Below are 17,593 nucleotides of genomic sequence, written 5' to 3' on the forward strand. Positions count from 1 at the left end.
CTGGCGCAGGGCGTCGGTGTGGGTGAGCAGGCGGCCTTCGGCGTCGCGTTCGAAAAGTTCTTCATTCTTGTCCGGGTGGATAAGCCGCACCAATTGCCCGGCGCGGTATTCGTAGCTCGTGGTATTGCCTTCTGCATCAGTGAAGCGGTTGAGCCGGCCGAGTGCATCGTAGTCCCATTGGCTGACCTTGCCGGAACAGTCGGTGTAGCGGTCCAGTTGGCCGTCAGCGTTGTAGGCCAGTTGTTTGGCGCCGCCGTTGGCGTCGGTGATGACCACGGGCAGGTTATCGCTGTTGTAGGTGTACTGGGTTTTGTTCTCCAGCGGGTCGACGGTTTCGATGATGTTGCCGCGCTGATCGTAGTCGTACCGCCACAGGCCACCTTCGGCGTCGCGGGTTTTGAAACGTTGGTCCTGATCATCGTAGGCGTGATGAACACTGCTGCCATCCGGGCGGGTGTGTTGGAGCAGGTTGCCCCGGTCATCGTAGGCGTAGTTGTCGGTACTGCCGTCGGTGTGGATATGGCGGACAACATTCTTGGCATCGTCCCGGTAGAACCACTCTTCATTACCGTCGGGGTAGATGACGCGGTAGGTGTAGCCGAGGATGTCGTAGTAGTACCAGGTTTCCTGGCCCAACGCGTCGGTGACGTAGGTCAGGCGGATATTCTCGTCCCACTCCAGGCGGGTGTCGTAGGTGCCATCGTCAGCCCATTCGCGTACAGCTTTGGCGTCGACACTTTCGCCTTGCCATTGCAGGTTGATACCGCGCCCGGTGCGGTCGGTGTAGCGGGTGATCAGGTGGTGCTTATATTCGTAGTTCCACTGCGCGGTGTGTTCGTCGCGGGCGGCGATCAGGTCGCCGTGCTCGTTGTAGTCGTAGCTGGCCAGTTCGCGCTGGGGCTGGCCTTCCTGCATTAACCACAGGGCGGTGATGCGACCGCGTTCGTCGAGTTGGGTCTGAATGTGCTGGTGCTGAGTGTCATCCTGATAGGTCAGCAGGTCTGAAAGTACGGCCTGGCCGGCGTGCTGGTGTTCGTAATGCAGAGCGATGCGAGCGCCGCCACGCAAGGTAATGCCGCTGAGCAGGTAGCGATCACCTTGCTTTTGAAACGTCTCCTGGCTGTCGTGGCCGCGCACGATTACCAACGTGTTGGCCGTGGTGCGAATCAGCAGCACTTCCTCGATCGGGTCGTAGTGATGCTTGCTGATCTCGGGGTCAGGGTAACGCTGGCTGCGTCCGTCGTAACCGTGGTAGCTCAGGCCATCTTGATGTTGGTCAATGCGAATCGAGAACGGCGTGATCCACCGTGCGCCAAGGCTTCCCTGATCAAACGCCGAAAGGCTGGAGCGGTAGGTTCGTGTCCACTCGATCGGGAAGGGGCCAGGCAGCGAGAAATCGGTGTGTTCCAGCGTTTCACTGCCGGTGGCGAAGCTGATGCTGCGGCCAGTGCCTGAAGGGACGCCAAGGTTACAGTTCTTACAAGCATTGGGATCATTGGTACCTTTTCGCTGAGTTGACTGGGTGACCAGTGGGCCTTGGCCGTGAGTCGCCTGAGCTCGATTGTTCTGGTGGCTGGACGCATTGGTCGACTGAGCGCCGCGGCGCTTGCGGGCGGCCAATGCGCTGACCAATTCCATGATCAGGTTGCCTATACTGCCGATTCTTTTCGGATCCCCTAGTCCCTGAACTTTCTGCGCTACCGCCAGGCCGATGCTGTCGGCGGCACTGGCGACGGTGAGCAGTTTCTGGCAAACGGCTTTGGACAGCAGCCTGTCGTCGATCATGAACTGGGCGGCAATACCGACCACTGGGCCGAAGAAAAAAGAGCCGACCTTGGCTTGCTTGGCCAGCGCCTGCTGCCCTTGCTCACTGGCGATACTCCTGAGCATGCGGGCGAAGGCGGCGCAGGCTTTTCTGATTTCTGCGGCAATTTTGGTGAGCAGTTCGCTCAGACGCGCTTGGATGGCGTTGGCAAAGTCTTCCAGCGCGCCACGGGTTTTGTCGTTAAGGTTCTCTTCCAATGCACTGAGCATGGCCGCCGAAATGGCGGGCAGGCCATTGCGCCTGACGGCTGAAAGCGTGGTGCGCACCGCCAGCCGTGCCGGCCCGACACCGGGAAAGGAGATCAGGCCGACGACGTTGACGCCAAAGCTGACCCAGGTCAGGAAGTCGTTTTGATCACCGTCGATCAGGGTGAGCAGGTCACCGATGGCATCAATGGCGGCAAAGACGGTGCCGACACCGGGAATCACCGCGCCGGCGGTCTGTACGGCATTCCAGCCAATGGCATCGTTGGTGAGGTTACGCAGCCACTTGTCGAGTTTTTCCTTACCTGCATCGATGTCATTTTTTGAGGTGGTATTGAGCGGGGCGGTGGCTGATTGGGGCGGGCGCGCAGTGGCTGCGGTCATCGTGTTTTCTCCGAGAGCTTGCGTGGCAATCCGAGCGTCTCGGCGTTTTTCACGAGTGTCTGAGGTAACTGGGAGGCAAGGGCAGTGGCGGCGTTTGGCCTAGGCACGGTCTTTTTCAGCAGGTCGGTGGCAAGGCTCACTGGCGTTTGTTTGGTGGCGTTGAGCACCTTGTCCAGCAGGGCTTGCGCTTGTGCAGACAGTGGTTGGCTGGACGCTTCAGTGGTACCTGCTGCTATCTGCTCATGGGGACCGGGAAAGCCGGGATCAGTCCAGACATCGACCGGGTCTTTGCTGAAAAGCACTTTGGCCGGGCCTGGCGCAACACCGGTCACCGCTGCAAATCCGTTCGCGTCCAGCGAGCCTTTGATGACCTTGCCCAACGCATCCTCCACTTGATATTCGCCTCCCTTGAAGGCGATCCCGTTGGCATACTGCTGAAACAACTCCAAATTCCCTTTCCCCGCCTTCGGCTCCTCCGGAAACGCCCCCTTCTTACTCTTCGAAGTGTCATAGATAAAATCCACGGCATGCCCGGTGTACAACCCGCCGGTGGCATGGGTAATCCCGCCCGCGTTGTAGGTGGTGCTACTCCCCGCCGCCTGAATCACGATTTCTTCCTTGGCACTGAGCGTGATGCGCTCGGCCGTCACGGTGACCTTGAGCTTGGCCAGCAGGTTGATGTTGTCTTTCAGCGCTCGAATATCGATATCCCCGGAGGCCGCCACCAGCCGCCAGCCCAGGCTCTGCACAAAAGTGCGCATACCGCGGCTGGCACTGACCAGCAGGCGTTTGCCGATGGCCAGGCTGGTGTGGCCGCCGGTGCTCAGGGCCAGGTGTTCGCCGCTGGCAATGTGGGTCGATTGCGGGGTGCTGCTGGCGATGCCGGCGGGGCTGTGCAGTACCAGATGTGGCTCGGCCAGTTCGGGGTATTGGTTGGTGTTGGGGTTGCCGCCGGTGCCACGGATGGCGTTGTGCTGGGCCTTGAGCGCGTCGGCGACTTCGTCCTGGTCGCCGCCTTCCTGGGCCAGGTGGTCGCGGGCTTCGCTGGCGAAAGTGGCGTGGTGTTGGCGGGCGGTGTCGAGGTGTTCGGCGGTTTCCGGCAGGTCGGTGTGGTGCTCGGCGGCGCGGGGGCGCGGTTGGGTGGTGAGTAGTAAACCGCCGCCGGCGCGCAGCACGCCGTGGGCGTCGGTGCGCAGCTCAAAGCCTTGGCCGCGTGGCACGCCGCCACCGGGGCGTGGGTGGGTCAGGTAGCCGAGGGTGAGGGCGCTGGCGGCGTGGTCACTCGTCAAGCTGGCGCTGATTTGTCCGGTGGTGTCGTCCAGGCGCAGTTCGTTGTGGCGTTCGCCGTGCAGTTCCTTGCTGCGGATGGGGCTGAGTGCCTTGAACTCCGGCAATTTGTACGGCGAGCGGTTGATGGCGTGGTAGCTGCGGCCGATGATCATCGGCTGGTCCGGATCACCTTGCAGAAAACCGACCAGTACTTCCTGGCCGACCCGGGGCAGGGCGACGTGACCCCAGCCGGCGCCGGCCCAGTTGTGGGTGACGCGCACCCAGCAGGCGCTGCGGTCGTCGTCCTGGCCTTGGCGGTCCCAGGGGAATTGCAGGCGCACGCGGCCGTGTTCGTCGCAGTAGATTTCTTCACCGGGCGGGCCGACCACGGTGGCGATCTGCGGGCCTTCGACGCAGGGTTTGGGGCGTGGTGGCGCTTGCCATTCGACGCTGTCGGGGATCAGTGTGGCGGTGAAACTGTAGTGGGTGCCCACTTTGCTGTCGGAGGCTTCTTCCTCTAGCGCGGTAGGTTGCCTGCCGATGTGGTGGATAGCGACGGCGCGCCAGCCGATGTTGAGGTCGTCACGCGGGTGCCCGGTCAGGTCGAACGCCAGCCCCGGCACCAGCCGCGCATCGTCGCCGGTGACTTCGGCGGTGCGCGCATCGCCACGCAGGCCTTGCAGGCGAGTTAGGGTGAAGGGCTTGCCGGCGTCGTCGTGCTTGTAGCGCCCGGGGTAGTCGTAGCGTTCGTAGTCGGGGTTTTGGTGTTCCAGCTGGCGTGCCTGTTCGTGCTGCTCCAGGTTGTAGCGCGGGTGGGTGAAGGTGTAATCGCGCTGGGTCTGTTGGGCACTGCGCACCTGCTCGCGGTAGGTGAAGCTGTGCAGCGCCGGCTGGGCCTGATCCCCACCAGGGTTGGGCTCGTACAGCAGTGGTTCGCCCTCGATCACCCCGAAGCTGGCGATATGGTCGGCCTGGATCAGCTGATGTCCGGCCGCGCTGTGCTCAAAGATCGACAGCAGGCCTTCTTCGGCGGCCAGGCGCTGGTAGAAGTCCCAATCCAGCTCGCCGGCCTGCACGCAATACTCGCGGGGCAGGTGGGCTTCGGTCAGGCGTTGGGTGCAGGCGCCCCAGCGGCGTTCGGTGGCCAGCTGTTCGAGGATCTGCGGCACGCTGCGTTGCTGGAAGATGTGCCAGTCCGATTGCAGGGTGGCGCGGGCCAGTTGCGGTTCGATCATGGCGCGGTAGGCGGTGCGACGAAAACCGGTCTTGCCCTGCTCGAAACGGCTGATCAGGCCGTGAACGTGGCGCACCGGTTGCTCGCCTTGCCAGATGGTCAGGATGGCGGGTTGATCCAGCAGTTGCGCGAAGTCGGCAGTGGCCGAGGTGCTGACCAGGTTCACGGTCAGGCAATAGAGTTCGCAAAGGCCTTCGGTGAGTTCAAACGAGACCACATCGAAGTTGGTATCGGCGGTTGAACTGAAGGTGAAGCGCACTTCGCGCGGATGGGGCATGGCGACTCCTGCGGGCGATCCATGTGGCAGGTTTAAAAGGCCTTGAACTTTAAAGAGGCGTTATCTGGCTGTCGCCTTCATGCTTTCCGTATTTGTTGTGGGAAATTTCCTTAGTTGTGCGTGAGGCTGATTTTTATCGAGTGTCAAACTGCACGGGCACTACGAAAAACAATGAAATTGCCTACAGCCACTAACGTAGCAATATGGCTTCCAGTGATTGCATGACTTGCTGGGTCATGGTGTTCAGGCGGATGGCAAAGAACCCATACGCACCCAGGCAAACCGCTCCGGCTGCCGCCCAAGGGGTCCACCACGGCCATTGCCGGTTCATCTGGTAGTGGCGCGGCGCAACGTTGTCCAGCGGCCGGGTCAGGTGCGCAGGCACCGGGTCGTGCAGCGCGCCGATCACGCCCTGCAATTGGCTGATCAAATGCTGCAAGACTTGGTCGCCCTGGGTCTGCACGCTGCACTGGCCTTTGAAACCCAGACACAGGCACAGGTACATGAGCAGCAGCACATCGCGGTATTGTTCCGGGGTTTCCTGCAGGCGGGTCAGCAGGGTGAAGAAGGTCTCGCCGCCCCAGGTTTCCTGGTGAAAGGTGCTCAGCAGCGACTTGGCCTGCCACACCGACCCAGTGCCCCAAGGCGTGGCCAGCACCGCCTCATCGACAAACACGCACAGCGTGTAGGAAAAAACCCGTAACTCGGCTTCGCTGTAGCCCTGCTGACGCAGCTCTTCCAGCATCACCTTGATCTGATTGGTGAGGTGCCCCTGTAGCTGTTCCACCGGCTGGTAGACCTCGGTCCTGCGCAAGCGCATCACCAGCCCGAACAGCGGCATGGCGACATCCACCAGCGGGTTGAGGCTGTGCCCGCGCACCTGGAATTCCAGCGGATCGTGATGGCAGAACAGTTCGCTTTCGGGCCGGCCTTCGCGGGCGTCACCGTGGGTGCTGGAGAAGCTAGTGGTGGGGGGGAGGGTCGGCATGTCGGTCTCCGCGGATTAAATAATGGGTTGCTGGCCGGTGCGCATCGGCCAGGTGAAGGCGGTGTGGTCGGCAGCGTTGATGACTTCCAACTGCTGGAACGCGTTGGTGCTCGCGTACAACGCCATGAAATGCGAGAGCACGCTGCCAAACAGGTGCAGGTCGCCGGCGTTGCTGAAGGCCGCCGGGTCGATGGCCAGGGTGGTGCAGCTGCCGCGCACGGGCACGCCCTTGATCCACCAGTCGACCGGCGCGGTGCGGACTTGGCGAATGCCTTCCAGGCGGCGCTGGGTGGCACGGTGGTGGGGCAGGTCATGGGGGGCGATGAAGTCATACACCTGCAACACGGCCTTGAGCGCCGCCGGCGACGACAGCGACAGATTGTTCAAGGCCAGGTTGGAGATCAGCGCCCACAGCACTTGGCCGTCGAGCATGGGCGGATAGGCGCGGGTCGGGCGAGTGAGGTTGCGGTAGGTGGCGAACGAGGGCGTGGTCTGGGTGGTGCGGTTGAGTTCGCCCACTTGCAACTGTCGAGGCAGGTCGCCATTGCTGCAGGTCAGTTGGATGTTGAGCACTTCACGTTCGCCCAGGTACGGGCGCTGATCGGCATGGATCAGGCGCAGGCTGTGTTTGGCGCCGTTCTTGAGCAGCTCCGGTTCAATGATGTGGCTGTAATAGCGGGCCGTGCGCTCGCCGGCCGGTTCCACCTGATGCAGCAATGACTCATAGGGGGCGAAGTCGACCCGGTAGTTGTCTGCCGGGGTTTGCGGTTTGCGCCGCCGGGCGCTGACCTGGTCGATGCTGAAGATTTCATAGGCGTGGGGGTGTGGGCCGCGTGGTTGCACGAGCGCGTGCAGTGCTTCGCCATCCAGCTGGATCGGTTCGGCCGGGTAGTCGAACAAGTTGATTGCGGGGGTGCAGTACAGGCAGAGCGTGTCGGGGTTGACCTGGACGAAGGCCGGCAGCGGGGTGGAAAAGTGCAGCTCCAGGCTAATCTGGCCCACTGTTGCCTGGGGCCAAAGGCAGCGTAACCCACTGACACTGAACCCGTGAAAACGCTGGGGGAAGTAGAAATACTCCTGGAGCAGGCGATAGCCCTCCAGTTGCTGCTCCAGGCCGGGCAGCAGTGCGTCGTGAGGCTCGAAGCCGGGAAAGCCCAACGCATCCGGAGGCAGGGCCAAGCGTTTGTCGTCAAGGCACAGCACCATCTTGTGCAGGTGCTGGGCCAGCCATTGGTAGAGCGTCAGCGCGTTGAGGTCGCCGCCACCGAGGTGGAAGTCCAGACGATCACCGTTGATCTCGCTCAACGGCTGGTCCGACAGGGCCTGCAGATCAATGCTCAGTATCGACTTTTGCACGCTATGGGAGACGCTGGCGTTGCTGATCTGCAAGGGATAAAGGGTTACGTCGGTACAGGTGCGAAAGGTGCAACTGACGCCGTCCACCGGGCGGGAGAACAACGGCGTGCCTTTGGCGATCACCTGTGGACCGCTGAGGGCGTGCAGCACCGGGTCAAAGCGCACCTGGGTCAGGCTGGGCAACGGGCGCAGGTAGTTGGGGTACACCTGCTGCAGGAGCGGGTGGGTGATTTGCGGCAGATCGTCCTCGATCTTCAGGGCCAGCCTGGCGGTTAGAAAGGCGAAGCCCTCAAGCAGATGCGCGGCGCCTGGATCGGACGCCTGATCGCCCAGGAACGGCGCCAGGCGCGGATCGTCTTCAGCGAACTCACGCCCCAACTCTTGCAGGTAGCGGAGTTCTTCTGAAAAGCGAGCTTTAAGTGACATGGTTTTGTCCGCCGAGTGGGTTTAAGTTGTAATGATTAGTTGTAGGAAAGCTCTGTAGGAAGTTATGTGTTGTCGTAGTTGAGTGCCAATTAATAAATATGTGCGGATACTTCTAGTGGCAGGGCAGCTTCGTCAAGGTAATTAATGGTGCAGATGTAAAATTATGTTTCTTTTGGATTTAACATTGATCGTTAGTTGTGGGCACTGTTACTGTCTGCCCGACATCACGAATGAAGTGCTTCAAAGTACATAGCGTTTTCATATGCGACGCTGGGACGATTTTTATCTTGGAAAAGTTCAGGGGCGAACAGTAATGAACAAGAGGCCGGGTGCGTTGGCGCGCGGGTTTTCCGTTCTTCAGCGCCATGGGACGCTGATTGTCATCACGGCCGGGATATTGGCGATGGTCGTGGTGTTGGGTTGGCTCTGGTGGCTGGGGCCGAACTGGACCTGGCGCGACACGCAACCGCTGGCACCCTGGCCGATGCGCCTGGCAATCAGCGTGGTGCTGGTAGTGCTGCCGCTGTTGGTGTGGACCTGGCTTGTGCACCGTCGCCAGCGCCGGTTGCAGCAGGAGCGCGACCAACAGGCACAACGGGTGCAGGATCCTTGCCTGGCATATCTGCAAGCCCAGGAGCGATCACTGCAAAAAAACCTGGCGCGGGTGCGGGACAACCATCAGGGCCGCAGCCTGCACCAGATCCCTTGGTACCTGGTGCTGGGGGAGGAGAACGCGGGAAAGTCCAGTTTTATCAGCCGCTCCAGCCAGAGTTTCGCCCTGACTCGTACCGCGCGCAGTGGCGCGGCGCAGGTGGCCGCAGACCCTGATCTGGCGTTCGACATCGATTGGTGGATCGGCGATGAGGCGGTGCTGATCGACCCGCCCGGTGAGTTCATCAGCCAGCCCGAACGGCAGCCGCCATCCACGCAGGCTCCCGCCGCGCCCATCGAAACTGCTGCGACGGACACTGAAAGCATCGCCGAACCCGTGGTCGACCCGGTCGAACAATCGGGCGGGCTGCCGGCTGGCGCCGAAAAGCGCCTGTGGCACCACCTGATCGACTGGCTGGCGCGCAGTCGCAGCCGACGCCCGCTCAACGGCGTGGTGCTGATGGTGGACATGGTCAGCCTGTTTGAGCGTCCACCCAATGCGCGTCGCAACCTGGCTTATCTGCTGCGTGCCCGCCTGAACGAACTGGGTCATGAGCTGGGCACGCGCCTGCCGTTGTACGTGGTGCTGAGCAAATTCGACTTGCTCGACGGCTTTGAAGAGCTGTTCGCCAAGCTCCCTGCATCGGCACGGGAAGAGGTGCAGGGCTTCACCTTCAGCCTGGATGCCGTCGAGGATTTCGATGCGTGGCTGGACGAATTGGCGGTTGCGTATGACCGCTTCGTCGCTGCGTTGAATATGCAGGTCATGCGGGCCATGGGGGATCCCGAGCCGGCCGAGGTGCGTGAGCGGCTGTTCTGCTTGATGCGCCAGTTCAGCGGTTCACGGGAAATTCTGTTGCGCTTTCTTGGCGATGTGCTGGGCAGTGACCGCTACACCACTCCCGCGCTGGTCCGTGGCGTGTACCTGTCGTCGGTGTACCAGCGCGGTGTGGTGGCCAACCTGTTTGTCGAGGCCTCGGCGCGGGCCTACGGGTTCCCCGCGCCGGTCAGTTCGGCCAAGCCGCAAGGGCATTCGGTGGTGTACTTCGCCCAGCACCTGTTGCAGCGGGTGGTTTACCCGGAGGCCGGGTTGGCCGGCGACAACTTCAAGGTGGCGCGGCGCAAACGTCGCCTGCTGCTCAGTGGTTCGCTGCTGGCCGGGCTGGGCAGTGTGTTGCTGGTCGGCGGCTGGTACTACTACTACGGCATCAACCGCGACAAGGCCGACCAGGTCTTGAGCCAAAGCCAGGCCTTCAGCACCAAGGCCAGTGGCCTGCAGGCCGACCCCACCGGGCTGAACCTGCTGGTGCCGCTGGACGAGATCCGTGCCGCCGTCACGGTGTACGGCGACTACCGGGCCATCTGGCCGCAGCTGGCCGACATGGGCCTCTACCAAGGTCAGGCCATCGGGCCGATGGTCGATCAGGCCTACCTCAGCCTGTTGTCCCGGCGCTTCCTGCCAGCCATTGCCGAGGGCGCAGTGGAGGTCATTCGCCGTGCCGAACCGGGCAGTGACGAACAGCTCGCCGCCTTGCGCGTGTACCGCATGATCGAGGACCGCAACAACCGCCGTCCGGACATTGTCGCGCAATGGATGGCCCTGCAATGGCAACAAGCCTATCCGGGGCAGGGCCAGCGCCAGGCGGCCTTGATGCGCCATCTGACCTATGCGCTGACCTACGCCGACGTCGAGCTACCCGAACACCGCGCGCTGATCACGCAGACCCAACAGCAACTGCGCAAGCTGCCCATGGCGCAACGGGTGTACATGACTCTGCGACAACAGGCGCAGGATCGCCTGCATGGTGAACTGGACCTACGCAACGAAATCGGCCCGGCCTTCGACGTGGTCTACCGCCCCTTGAGCGACCGTGACAGTGGCGCGGCGCTGGACGAAAACCTCACGCTGCCACCCTTGCTGACCGCGCGGGGCTTTCGTGACTACTTCGAACCCAACAGCCAGAACGTTACCGAGTTGGCGTTGATCGACCAATGGGTGCTGGGCGAGCGCCGCAGCCTGGACTATTCCGACGCCGACCGCCGGGTGCTGACCGAACGGCTGCGGGCCTTGTACAGCGCCGACTATGTCGACAGCTGGCGCCGCGCGCTGAACCAGTTCGCCGTCACCGACTTCACCGATCTGGCCCAGACCCTCGAAGTGCTGGGGCAGGTCACCGGCCCGGCCGCGCCGTTGCGCCGCCTGTTGGAAACCGTGCGCGACAACACGCTGATCTACCCGCCGGTCACCGGCAAGGAGGAACTGCCCATTGGCGATGAGGCCGGGCGCAATCAGGCGCTGGGCATTCACCGGGCGTTTGCGGGGTTGTCCGGGCTGCTCAACGCTCAGCGGGACAAGCCGTCTTACTACGAAGAAACCCTGGGCGCGATCAATGCCGTCTACGACTATGTCAAAGGTGTGCAGGATCAACCGAGCCCTGGCAAGGCCGCGCTGGGCGTGGTGCTTGCCCGGTTTTCCCAGACCAATCCAGACCCTATCCGCAACCTGCAACGCATTGCTTCGGGTCTGCCCGAGCCCTTGAACCGGCACGTCAACCAATTGGCCGCACAGAGTGCCCAAGTGCTGGTCATCACCGCGTTGCGCGAACTGGAAAAACGTTGGGACAGCGAAGTTTACAGTTTCTATCGCGACCGCCTGGCCAGTCGCTATCCGTTAAAACCGGGCGAGGATGCTTCGCTGGAAGACTTCGTCGCCTTCTTCGGCCCGAAAGGGCGCCTGCAACAGTTCCAGGACCAATACTTGAATGTGTTCCTCAAGGATAATCTGGACAGCCTGTCCACCGGGGACCCGGCCGGCCACTGGGTGCGCCAGGAAGTGCTTGAGCAACTTGAAAAGGCTGAGCGCATACGCGAAACCTTCTTCAGCCCAGACGGCCAATTGGCCGTGCAACTCACCATCGAACCCTTGGCCCTGAGCGCGACCCGCCTGAGCAGCATGCTCAGCGTTGATGGCCAACTCATCCCTTACCAACACGGCGCACCGCAACGCACCGGGCTGGTGTGGCCCAACAGTTTGGGCAACACCAACGGCAGCCAACTGACCCTGGTGCACAGCACCGGCAACACCGCCAGCCTGAGCTATCGCGGGCCGTGGTCGTTGTTCCGCCTGCTCAGTCGCGGGCACCTCAATGGGCGCACCGACACCAGCGTGGACCTGACCTTTGCCGTTGCCGAGGGGCTGATGCGTTATCGGATTGGGGCGCAGAAGGCTAACAACCCGATTACCCAGCGCAGTTTTGAAGGGTTTGTGTTGCCGAGAACGTTGCTGGAAGAGCGACGGGGGAGAGGACGCAATGACGATGTCACTCAACGGTGAGGGGGCCCGCATGGTGGATAAGACCGATCAAGTCCGCAGCTTGAACTATTCGACTCAGGCCCTGGAGCAACTCGATATAGCCAGGATCAACTTCGAGTTGTCATGATCCTGTGTCGTAGCGCTGGCAAATCGCTCATGTTCCGGAAGCCGGGCGAGAGCAGAGGGGTACTGATAGCTGCCGCGAATCGAGTCGCTGCGCATTCAAACGGGGCGGTGCGGCGCTCCAACAAGCCCCCTCGCCACAGCTCGCACCCACAGGGAAATTGCTATACATTTTCCAACCGCCCACAGCATGGTGATACCGCTTCATGTCTCTTGCGCTCGAACGTCTAATCGCTGGCACGCCCATCCCTTTCGCCGGTAATCGTGTCACTGTCGTCAGCCCCGAACTGGCGCAGCGCTTCCAGCCCGGTGACCACCTGCTGGTGGAGCAGGTCAGCGGCGAGTTGCTGCTGATCCCCGTGGCGGACCGGCAAGCGGCCAGCGTCGCGATCGAGCGCGCCGAAGCGGCGTTTACCGCGCTGTCGGCGGTGTCCGATCAAGCGATCAGCGCCTTCTTCGATCTGTTTGCCCAACGCCTGGAAACCCCGGAATGCTGGGCCTTGATCGAGGCCGCCAACCTGGCCGACATCGAACGGGCCAAGGCGCGCGGTCGCTCGACCACCCGGTTGCTGGCCGATGAGCGCATGCGTCGCGACATGATCGCCGGCCTGCGCGCCTGGCGTGATGCCGCGGCCAGCCGTGGCAAGGTGATCAGTTGCGTCGAGCATGATGGCTGGAAAGTCGAACAAGTGGTCTCGCCGCTGGGCATCGTCGCGTTCGTCTTCGAGGGCCGGCCGAATGTGTTTGCCGATGCGGCCGGTGTATTGCGCACGGGCAACACCGCCGTACTGCGCATCGGCAGTGATGCGTTGGGCACGGCCCAGGCGATCGTCACCCATGCACTGAACCCTGCGCTGAGCGACGCCGGCTTGCCGGCCGGTGCGGTGTCACTGGTGGAAAGTGTCAACCACGCCGCCGGTTGGGCGATGTTCGCTGACCGGCGCCTTTCATTGGCAGTGGCCCGTGGTTCGGGGCGCGCCGTCAGCCAGTTGGGCAGCATCGCGCAGCAGGCCGGTACGGCGGTCAGCCTGCACGGCACCGGTGGTGCGTGGCTGATCGCCAACGCCGATGCCGACGCCCCGCGTTTTGCCGCCGTGGTGCGCAACTCCCTGGACCGCAAGGTCTGCAACACCCTGAACGTCTGCCTGATTCACCGCGACCGGGCCGCTGAACTGGTGCCGCTGTTCCTTGACGCACTCAAACAGGCCGGCACCGCACGGGGGCAGGGCTGCAAACTGCACATCGTCGAAGGCAGCGAGTCGCATTTGCCGCAAGACTGGCTGGCTGCAACCGTCCAGGTGTACCGCGCCGAAGGCTATCAGACCGAGGCGCAGGCCGAGCCGTTGGCACAAGACCAATTGGGCCGCGAGTGGGAGTGGGAAGAAACCCCGGAAGTCAGCCTGAAAATCGTCGACGACCTGGACAGCGCCATTGCCTTGTTCAATCGCTACAGTCCGCAATTCACCGTGTCCCTGATCAGTGAAAGTGCCGAGGCCCATGAGCGTTTCTACAACGCGGTCAACGCGCCTTTTGTCGGCAATGGCATTACCCGATGGGTCGACGGCCAGTACGCGTTGAACAAGCCCGAACTGGGGCTTTCGAACTGGGAAAGCGGGCGCCTGTTTGCGCGCAGTGCGATTCTCTCGGGTGATGGCGTGTTCACCATTCGCAGCCGCATGACCCAGGTCGATCTGGGCGTCAAACGCTGAGCTGACAGAACCTGTGACCGCTGCAAGGGCGGTCACTTTCTTGATCAGACCGCGGTTATGATCACGCGGCTTTGATCGCCTTGGCTGATACGGCACAAGTGCCCGGATGCTCGACCAGCGACACGAAGCTCCGGCTGCCGGCATCCAGTGCGTCGATCGAACCGGTCTCGATGTCGTACACCCAGCCATGCAGGTTCAACAGGCCTTTTTCCTGAGCCAATCGCACACTCGGGTGTGTCTGGATGTTGGCCAGTTGGGCGATGACATTCTCCCGAACCATCGAACTGACCTTGGCCGCCTCACTGGTGTGTGGCCGGGCTTCGTTGATCACTTTCGCCGACTCGGCATGTTGCAGCCAGCCGCTGACGGCGGGCAGGTGATCCATGCAGGTGCACTTGGCCACGGCCGTCATGGCGCCGCAGTCCGAATGGCCGCAGATCACGATGTCAGTCACGCCGAGCACAGCGACGGCGTATTCGACCGTGGCCGACACACCACCCGGATGCGGACTGTAGGACGGCACGATGTTGCCGGCGTTACGGATCACGAACAGTTCACCGGGTTCTTGTTGGGTGAGCAGTTCCGGCACGACACGGCTGTCGGAACAGGTGATGAACAGCGTGCCTGGATGTTGGGTGGTGGCCAGGTGTTTGAACAGGTCGGTGCGTTGGGGAAAGGCTTCTTTCTGGAACTTCAAAAAGCCGTCGATGAGCGCTTTCATGATCGTTTCCTCATGGATGAGCAGGGTTCGGCCCGCACAGGGTGTGCGGGCCGGTATCAATTTAGAAAGGACGCAGGGGCAGGAACTTGCCGTCGAGAGTGATGACGGCGCGGGAGCCACCTTCCGGATCTTCGACTTTCTTCATGTCGAGCTTGAAGTTGATCGCGCTGATGATGCCGTCGCCGAACTGCTCATGAACCAGGGCTTTGAGGGTGGTGCCGTAGATCTGGATCATTTCGTAGAAGCGGTAGATGGTCGGGTCGGTCGGCACGCCCGAGAGGCTGCCGCGCAGCGGGATGATCTGCAGCCGGGCTACGGCGTCGGCGTCCAGTTCCAGCTTGTCGCCGACCACTTTGGCAGCGCTTTCAGGCAGCGGGTGTTGACCGAGCAGGGCGGCGGTGACGTAGGCCAGGCTCAACCCAGTGCCGTCGGCCAGGTCCTGCCACGACAGGTTTTTGCGCGTCTTGGCGTCCAGGACAGAAGTGGTCAGGGCCAGGCTTGGGTCGTTATAGGCATGGGACTGTTGCATGGTGATTCTCCTATCGGAAGGGGTGTAGCTTGGGTGTGGGGCCATCTTCTGCCGACCCATCCATAGCGTCCAAGACCGATATACAATGCAAGCCATAAGCACTGCCTATAGATGGAGAATCCCATGTTGCTTCGACATTTGCGTTATCTGCTGGCGGTGGCCGACCAGGGTGGTTTCACCCGCGCCGCCGAGGTGCTGCACGTGTCCCAGCCGACCTTGTCGCAGCAGATCCGCCAGCTGGAAGAATCCCTCGGTGTGAGCCTGTTCGACCGCACCTCGCGCACGGTCAAACCCACCGATGCCGGCGAGGCTTACATTGCATGCGCGCGGCGGGTACTGGTGGAGCTGGAGGCGGGCAAGCGTGCGTTGCATGACGTGAAGGATTTGTCCCGCGGGAACCTGCGCCTGGCCATGACGCCGACCTTCATGGCCTATCTGGTAGGGCCGCTGGTGCGCGACTACATGACGCGTTACCCGAACATCCACCTGGAGATATTCGAGTTGTCGATGAACGAAATCGAGGCAGGTCTGGCGGATGATTCGCTGGATATCGCGATTGCGTTCGATCAGGTGAGAAGCACCGACATCGAATCGATTCCGGCCTTTACCGAAACCCTGGGGTTGATGGTTGGGCGCGATCATCCGCTATATGAGCATCAGGCGGCGTTGTCTGCGCAGGAGGTGGCTCAGCTTGAGTTTGCACTGCTGACCCCGGACTACATCACCCGCACGTGCATCGATGAATATTTCGCGCAGGCGCACATCACGCCCAAGGTTGTGATTGAAGTGAATTCGGTCAATACGCTGCTGGAAGTCGTCCGACATTCCGCCATCGCCACCATCCTGCCGGAACCCATCGCTACTCAGGATCGGGCATTGCGCAAACTTTCCATGCTGGGCGCAGCGCCTGAACGCGGCGCCGCGTTGCTGCGGCGCAAGAACAACTACCACAGTGCGGCGGCGGTGGCGTTTGTGGAGCTGGTGATCGGCGCTGATCTTTTTTGATTGGCCCAAATACCTGTGGGAGCGAGCTTGCTCCGGGCGGCGATCCGACGATTGCGGTAGCACATTCACCATTGATGTGACTGACAGCCCGCTATCGCGAGCAAGCTCGCTCCCACATTGGTTATTTAGCAGACATAAAAAAGCCTGCTCCTTTTTGGGAGCAGGCCTTGTTTATCAATAAGTCAGTAATGACTCATTTCAATTAGTAGAACCGGTCAATCACCCGAACTTCGTTCTGATCCTGCATCGAGGCCCAGGCCTGTTTCAGGGTTTGCAGAACATTACCGATGAAGTCCTTGTCGGCCGCGGCCTTCTTGCCGACATAGCCCTGGCCGCGACGGTACATCTTCAGTCGGGCGAGCAGGTTCTGGTTGTTCTGGTCAAACTCTGCTTCATGGGCATGCGGCGACAGGCAATCGATATGCACCTGGCCACATTTGCTGATCCAGAGAATGTGGTTGTCGTGGCTGTCTTTCTTTGCAGCGAAGATACGAGCCAGTTCATCGATAGTTGGTTGATTGTTCAGATTCATCATAAAGCCCCTTGACCAATTGGTGATCTTTCAAAGTTGATTCGCTAATACAGGTAGCCCATCGGTTAGTTGATCCCTGGCACCGAAACCAGGACGTCAGCGTTCGACCGCCTTATCGGGCGGGGTCCTGCGTCTGCTGCATGTAGTCGTGTTGAATAACTGCTACGCAATAGCGTCACAACGAAGAGAAGCGGCGAAAACCTTAAGGCCACTGCCGACGTTTTCAGGGTCGGCCACAAGCATCATGAGGATTGCTCGCCAAGACTTCTCGCCCTTGTACTGGACGTTCAGGCCAGGTCAGCTTCTTCAATCTGCCTTGTGGGCAGCGTGTATCCGGAAAAAACAGCTCGGCGGTCAGACGAGCTTGCTCAAACGTGTTGCCTGTACTCCCGATCGGGGAGACGTCTGCATCATGCAAGGGCAAATCGGAGGCGTCAACGGTTTTGTAGTGAATATTTTTGGTCACTACATATTGTCGGACAAAGCTGTTCGGAATTAGCGGGGAAGTCGAGGGCATGTCGCTCAGGACGACAAAGGCGGACACTCAAAGCGGTAAAAAGTGCAGGGATGGCGGTCAACCGCCTGCTGATGCAAGGTGAGTCGGCCAATGTCGAGCCCCGGCATCACGGCGGCCCAGAACAGGCGCGCCGGCTGGTTCGCCTCGATGTGGAAAATCTGCCATTGACCGGGGAATTGGCTCAAGAGAGTGGAAACGACAAATCGTGCGACACCACGGCCACGGAAGCGTCGACTGACAAACAGATAGCCGATGTTGTACTCGGCACCGGGTAGATGGACCTGGTTATCCACGGTTACGAAGCCGGCCAGTTCTGCGTCGACCTTGATCAGGAAGGGGCGGGTGGCCGGGTTTCGCCAGTAGTCCGGCATGGGCAGGATGTTGAAGAAACCGTATTCGCCCAGTTTCAGCGGCAACCATTCGCTGAAGTCGTAGGCGTAGAACTGCATCAGATTCTCGATGGTTTCCAGCTCATCGCGTTGGGCGGCGTGCAGTTCTATCGAAGACATAAGGGTTGGCTCCAGATACGCC

General features: G+C 61.3%; 11 protein-coding genes. 3 read left to right on the forward strand and 8 right to left on the reverse strand.

Translation table 11 applies throughout. From position 1 onward, the window contains the following. The 4 genes from ACM6IK_RS13695 to tssF form a co-directional block, all read right to left on the reverse strand. Positions 1-2,412 (reverse strand): DUF6531 domain-containing protein (locus ACM6IK_RS13695; RefSeq protein ID WP_414874767.1); only part of this gene is annotated, 2,412 nt, incomplete at its 3' end. Then, positions 2,409-5,192 (reverse strand): type VI secretion system Vgr family protein, encoded by a 2,784-nt coding sequence (locus ACM6IK_RS13700; RefSeq protein WP_414874768.1) that lies wholly within the window; start codon positions 5,190-5,192, stop codon positions 2,409-2,411. The genes ACM6IK_RS13700 and ACM6IK_RS13695, both read right to left, overlap by 4 nt. Before the next feature lie 190 nt (positions 5,193-5,382). Next, positions 5,383-6,180, reverse strand: coding sequence for a type IVB secretion system protein IcmH/DotU (icmH, locus tag ACM6IK_RS13705; RefSeq protein WP_414874769.1), 798 nt, complete (start codon positions 6,178-6,180; stop codon positions 5,383-5,385). 15 nt (positions 6,181-6,195) lie between these two features. Continuing rightward, positions 6,196-7,962 carry a type VI secretion system baseplate subunit TssF gene (gene tssF / locus ACM6IK_RS13710; RefSeq protein WP_414874770.1) on the reverse strand — a complete coding sequence of 589 codons (1,767 nt, stop codon included), beginning with the start codon at positions 7,960-7,962 and terminating at the stop codon, positions 6,196-6,198. Positions 7,963-8,275: 313 nt separating this feature from the next. Here tssF and tssM point away from each other — a divergent pair, with 313 nt between their 5' ends. Together tssM and ACM6IK_RS13720 are read left to right on the forward strand one after the other, a co-directional pair. Beyond that, entirely contained in the window at positions 8,276-11,947 is a 3,672-nt protein-coding gene (tssM, locus tag ACM6IK_RS13715) for a type VI secretion system membrane subunit TssM (protein ID WP_414874771.1), read from the forward strand. Between the two features lie 308 nt (positions 11,948-12,255). After that, positions 12,256-13,758, forward strand: a complete 1,503-nt coding sequence (locus ACM6IK_RS13720) for an aldehyde dehydrogenase family protein (protein ID WP_414874772.1) — start codon at positions 12,256-12,258, stop codon at positions 13,756-13,758. A 61-nt stretch (positions 13,759-13,819) separates the two neighbouring features. On the opposite strand, the gene ACM6IK_RS13725 is transcribed toward ACM6IK_RS13720, so the two are convergent. Beyond that, positions 13,820-14,479, reverse strand: coding sequence for a carbonic anhydrase (locus ACM6IK_RS13725; RefSeq protein ID WP_414874773.1), 660 nt, complete (start codon positions 14,477-14,479; stop codon positions 13,820-13,822). A gap of 61 nt (positions 14,480-14,540) precedes the next feature. Beyond that, positions 14,541-15,008 (reverse strand): cyanase, encoded by a 468-nt coding sequence (gene cynS / locus ACM6IK_RS13730; RefSeq protein WP_414874774.1) that lies wholly within the window; start codon positions 15,006-15,008, stop codon positions 14,541-14,543. 123 nt (positions 15,009-15,131) lie between these two features. On the opposite strand from cynS, the gene cynR reads away from it, so the two are divergent. After that, positions 15,132-16,013 carry a transcriptional regulator CynR gene (gene cynR / locus ACM6IK_RS13735; RefSeq protein ID WP_414874775.1) on the forward strand — a complete coding sequence of 294 codons (882 nt, stop codon included), beginning with the start codon at positions 15,132-15,134 and terminating at the stop codon, positions 16,011-16,013. 202 nt (positions 16,014-16,215) lie between these two features. Here the strand turns inward: cynR and ACM6IK_RS13740 are convergent, their stop codons facing one another. Both ACM6IK_RS13740 and ACM6IK_RS13745 read right to left on the reverse strand, forming a co-directional pair. After that, a complete protein-coding gene (locus ACM6IK_RS13740; RefSeq protein WP_108215974.1) occupies positions 16,216-16,545 on the reverse strand; it encodes a hypothetical protein in 330 nt (109 codons plus the stop codon). A gap of 522 nt (positions 16,546-17,067) precedes the next feature. Beyond that, entirely contained in the window at positions 17,068-17,571 is a 504-nt protein-coding gene (locus tag ACM6IK_RS13745) for a GNAT family N-acetyltransferase (RefSeq protein WP_414874776.1), read from the reverse strand. Positions 17,572-17,593 lie beyond the last annotated feature (22 nt).

The organism is Pseudomonas sp. IT-196MI5 (assembly GCF_949767415.1).
Lineage (GTDB): Bacteria > Pseudomonadota > Gammaproteobacteria > Pseudomonadales > Pseudomonadaceae > Aquipseudomonas.

Excerpts from the sequence above, each read along its gene's own strand:
- ACM6IK_RS13700 (WP_414874768.1), bottom strand. The coding sequence starts at position 5,192 with ATGCCCCATCCGCGCGAAGTGCGCTTCACCTTCAGTTCAACCGCCGAT.
- icmH (WP_414874769.1), bottom strand. The coding sequence starts at position 6,180 with ATGCCGACCCTCCCCCCCACCACTAGCTTCTCCAGCACCCACGGTGAC.
- tssF (WP_414874770.1), bottom strand. The coding sequence starts at position 7,962 with ATGTCACTTAAAGCTCGCTTTTCAGAAGAACTCCGCTACCTGCAAGAG.
- tssM (WP_414874771.1), top strand. The coding sequence starts at position 8,276 with ATGAACAAGAGGCCGGGTGCGTTGGCGCGCGGGTTTTCCGTTCTTCAG.
- ACM6IK_RS13720 (WP_414874772.1), top strand. The coding sequence starts at position 12,256 with ATGTCTCTTGCGCTCGAACGTCTAATCGCTGGCACGCCCATCCCTTTC.
- ACM6IK_RS13725 (WP_414874773.1), bottom strand. The coding sequence starts at position 14,479 with ATGAAAGCGCTCATCGACGGCTTTTTGAAGTTCCAGAAAGAAGCCTTT.
- cynS (WP_414874774.1), bottom strand. The coding sequence starts at position 15,008 with ATGCAACAGTCCCATGCCTATAACGACCCAAGCCTGGCCCTGACCACT.
- cynR (WP_414874775.1), top strand. The coding sequence starts at position 15,132 with ATGTTGCTTCGACATTTGCGTTATCTGCTGGCGGTGGCCGACCAGGGT.
- ACM6IK_RS13740 (WP_108215974.1), bottom strand. The coding sequence starts at position 16,545 with ATGAATCTGAACAATCAACCAACTATCGATGAACTGGCTCGTATCTTC.
- ACM6IK_RS13745 (WP_414874776.1), bottom strand. The coding sequence starts at position 17,571 with ATGTCTTCGATAGAACTGCACGCCGCCCAACGCGATGAGCTGGAAACC.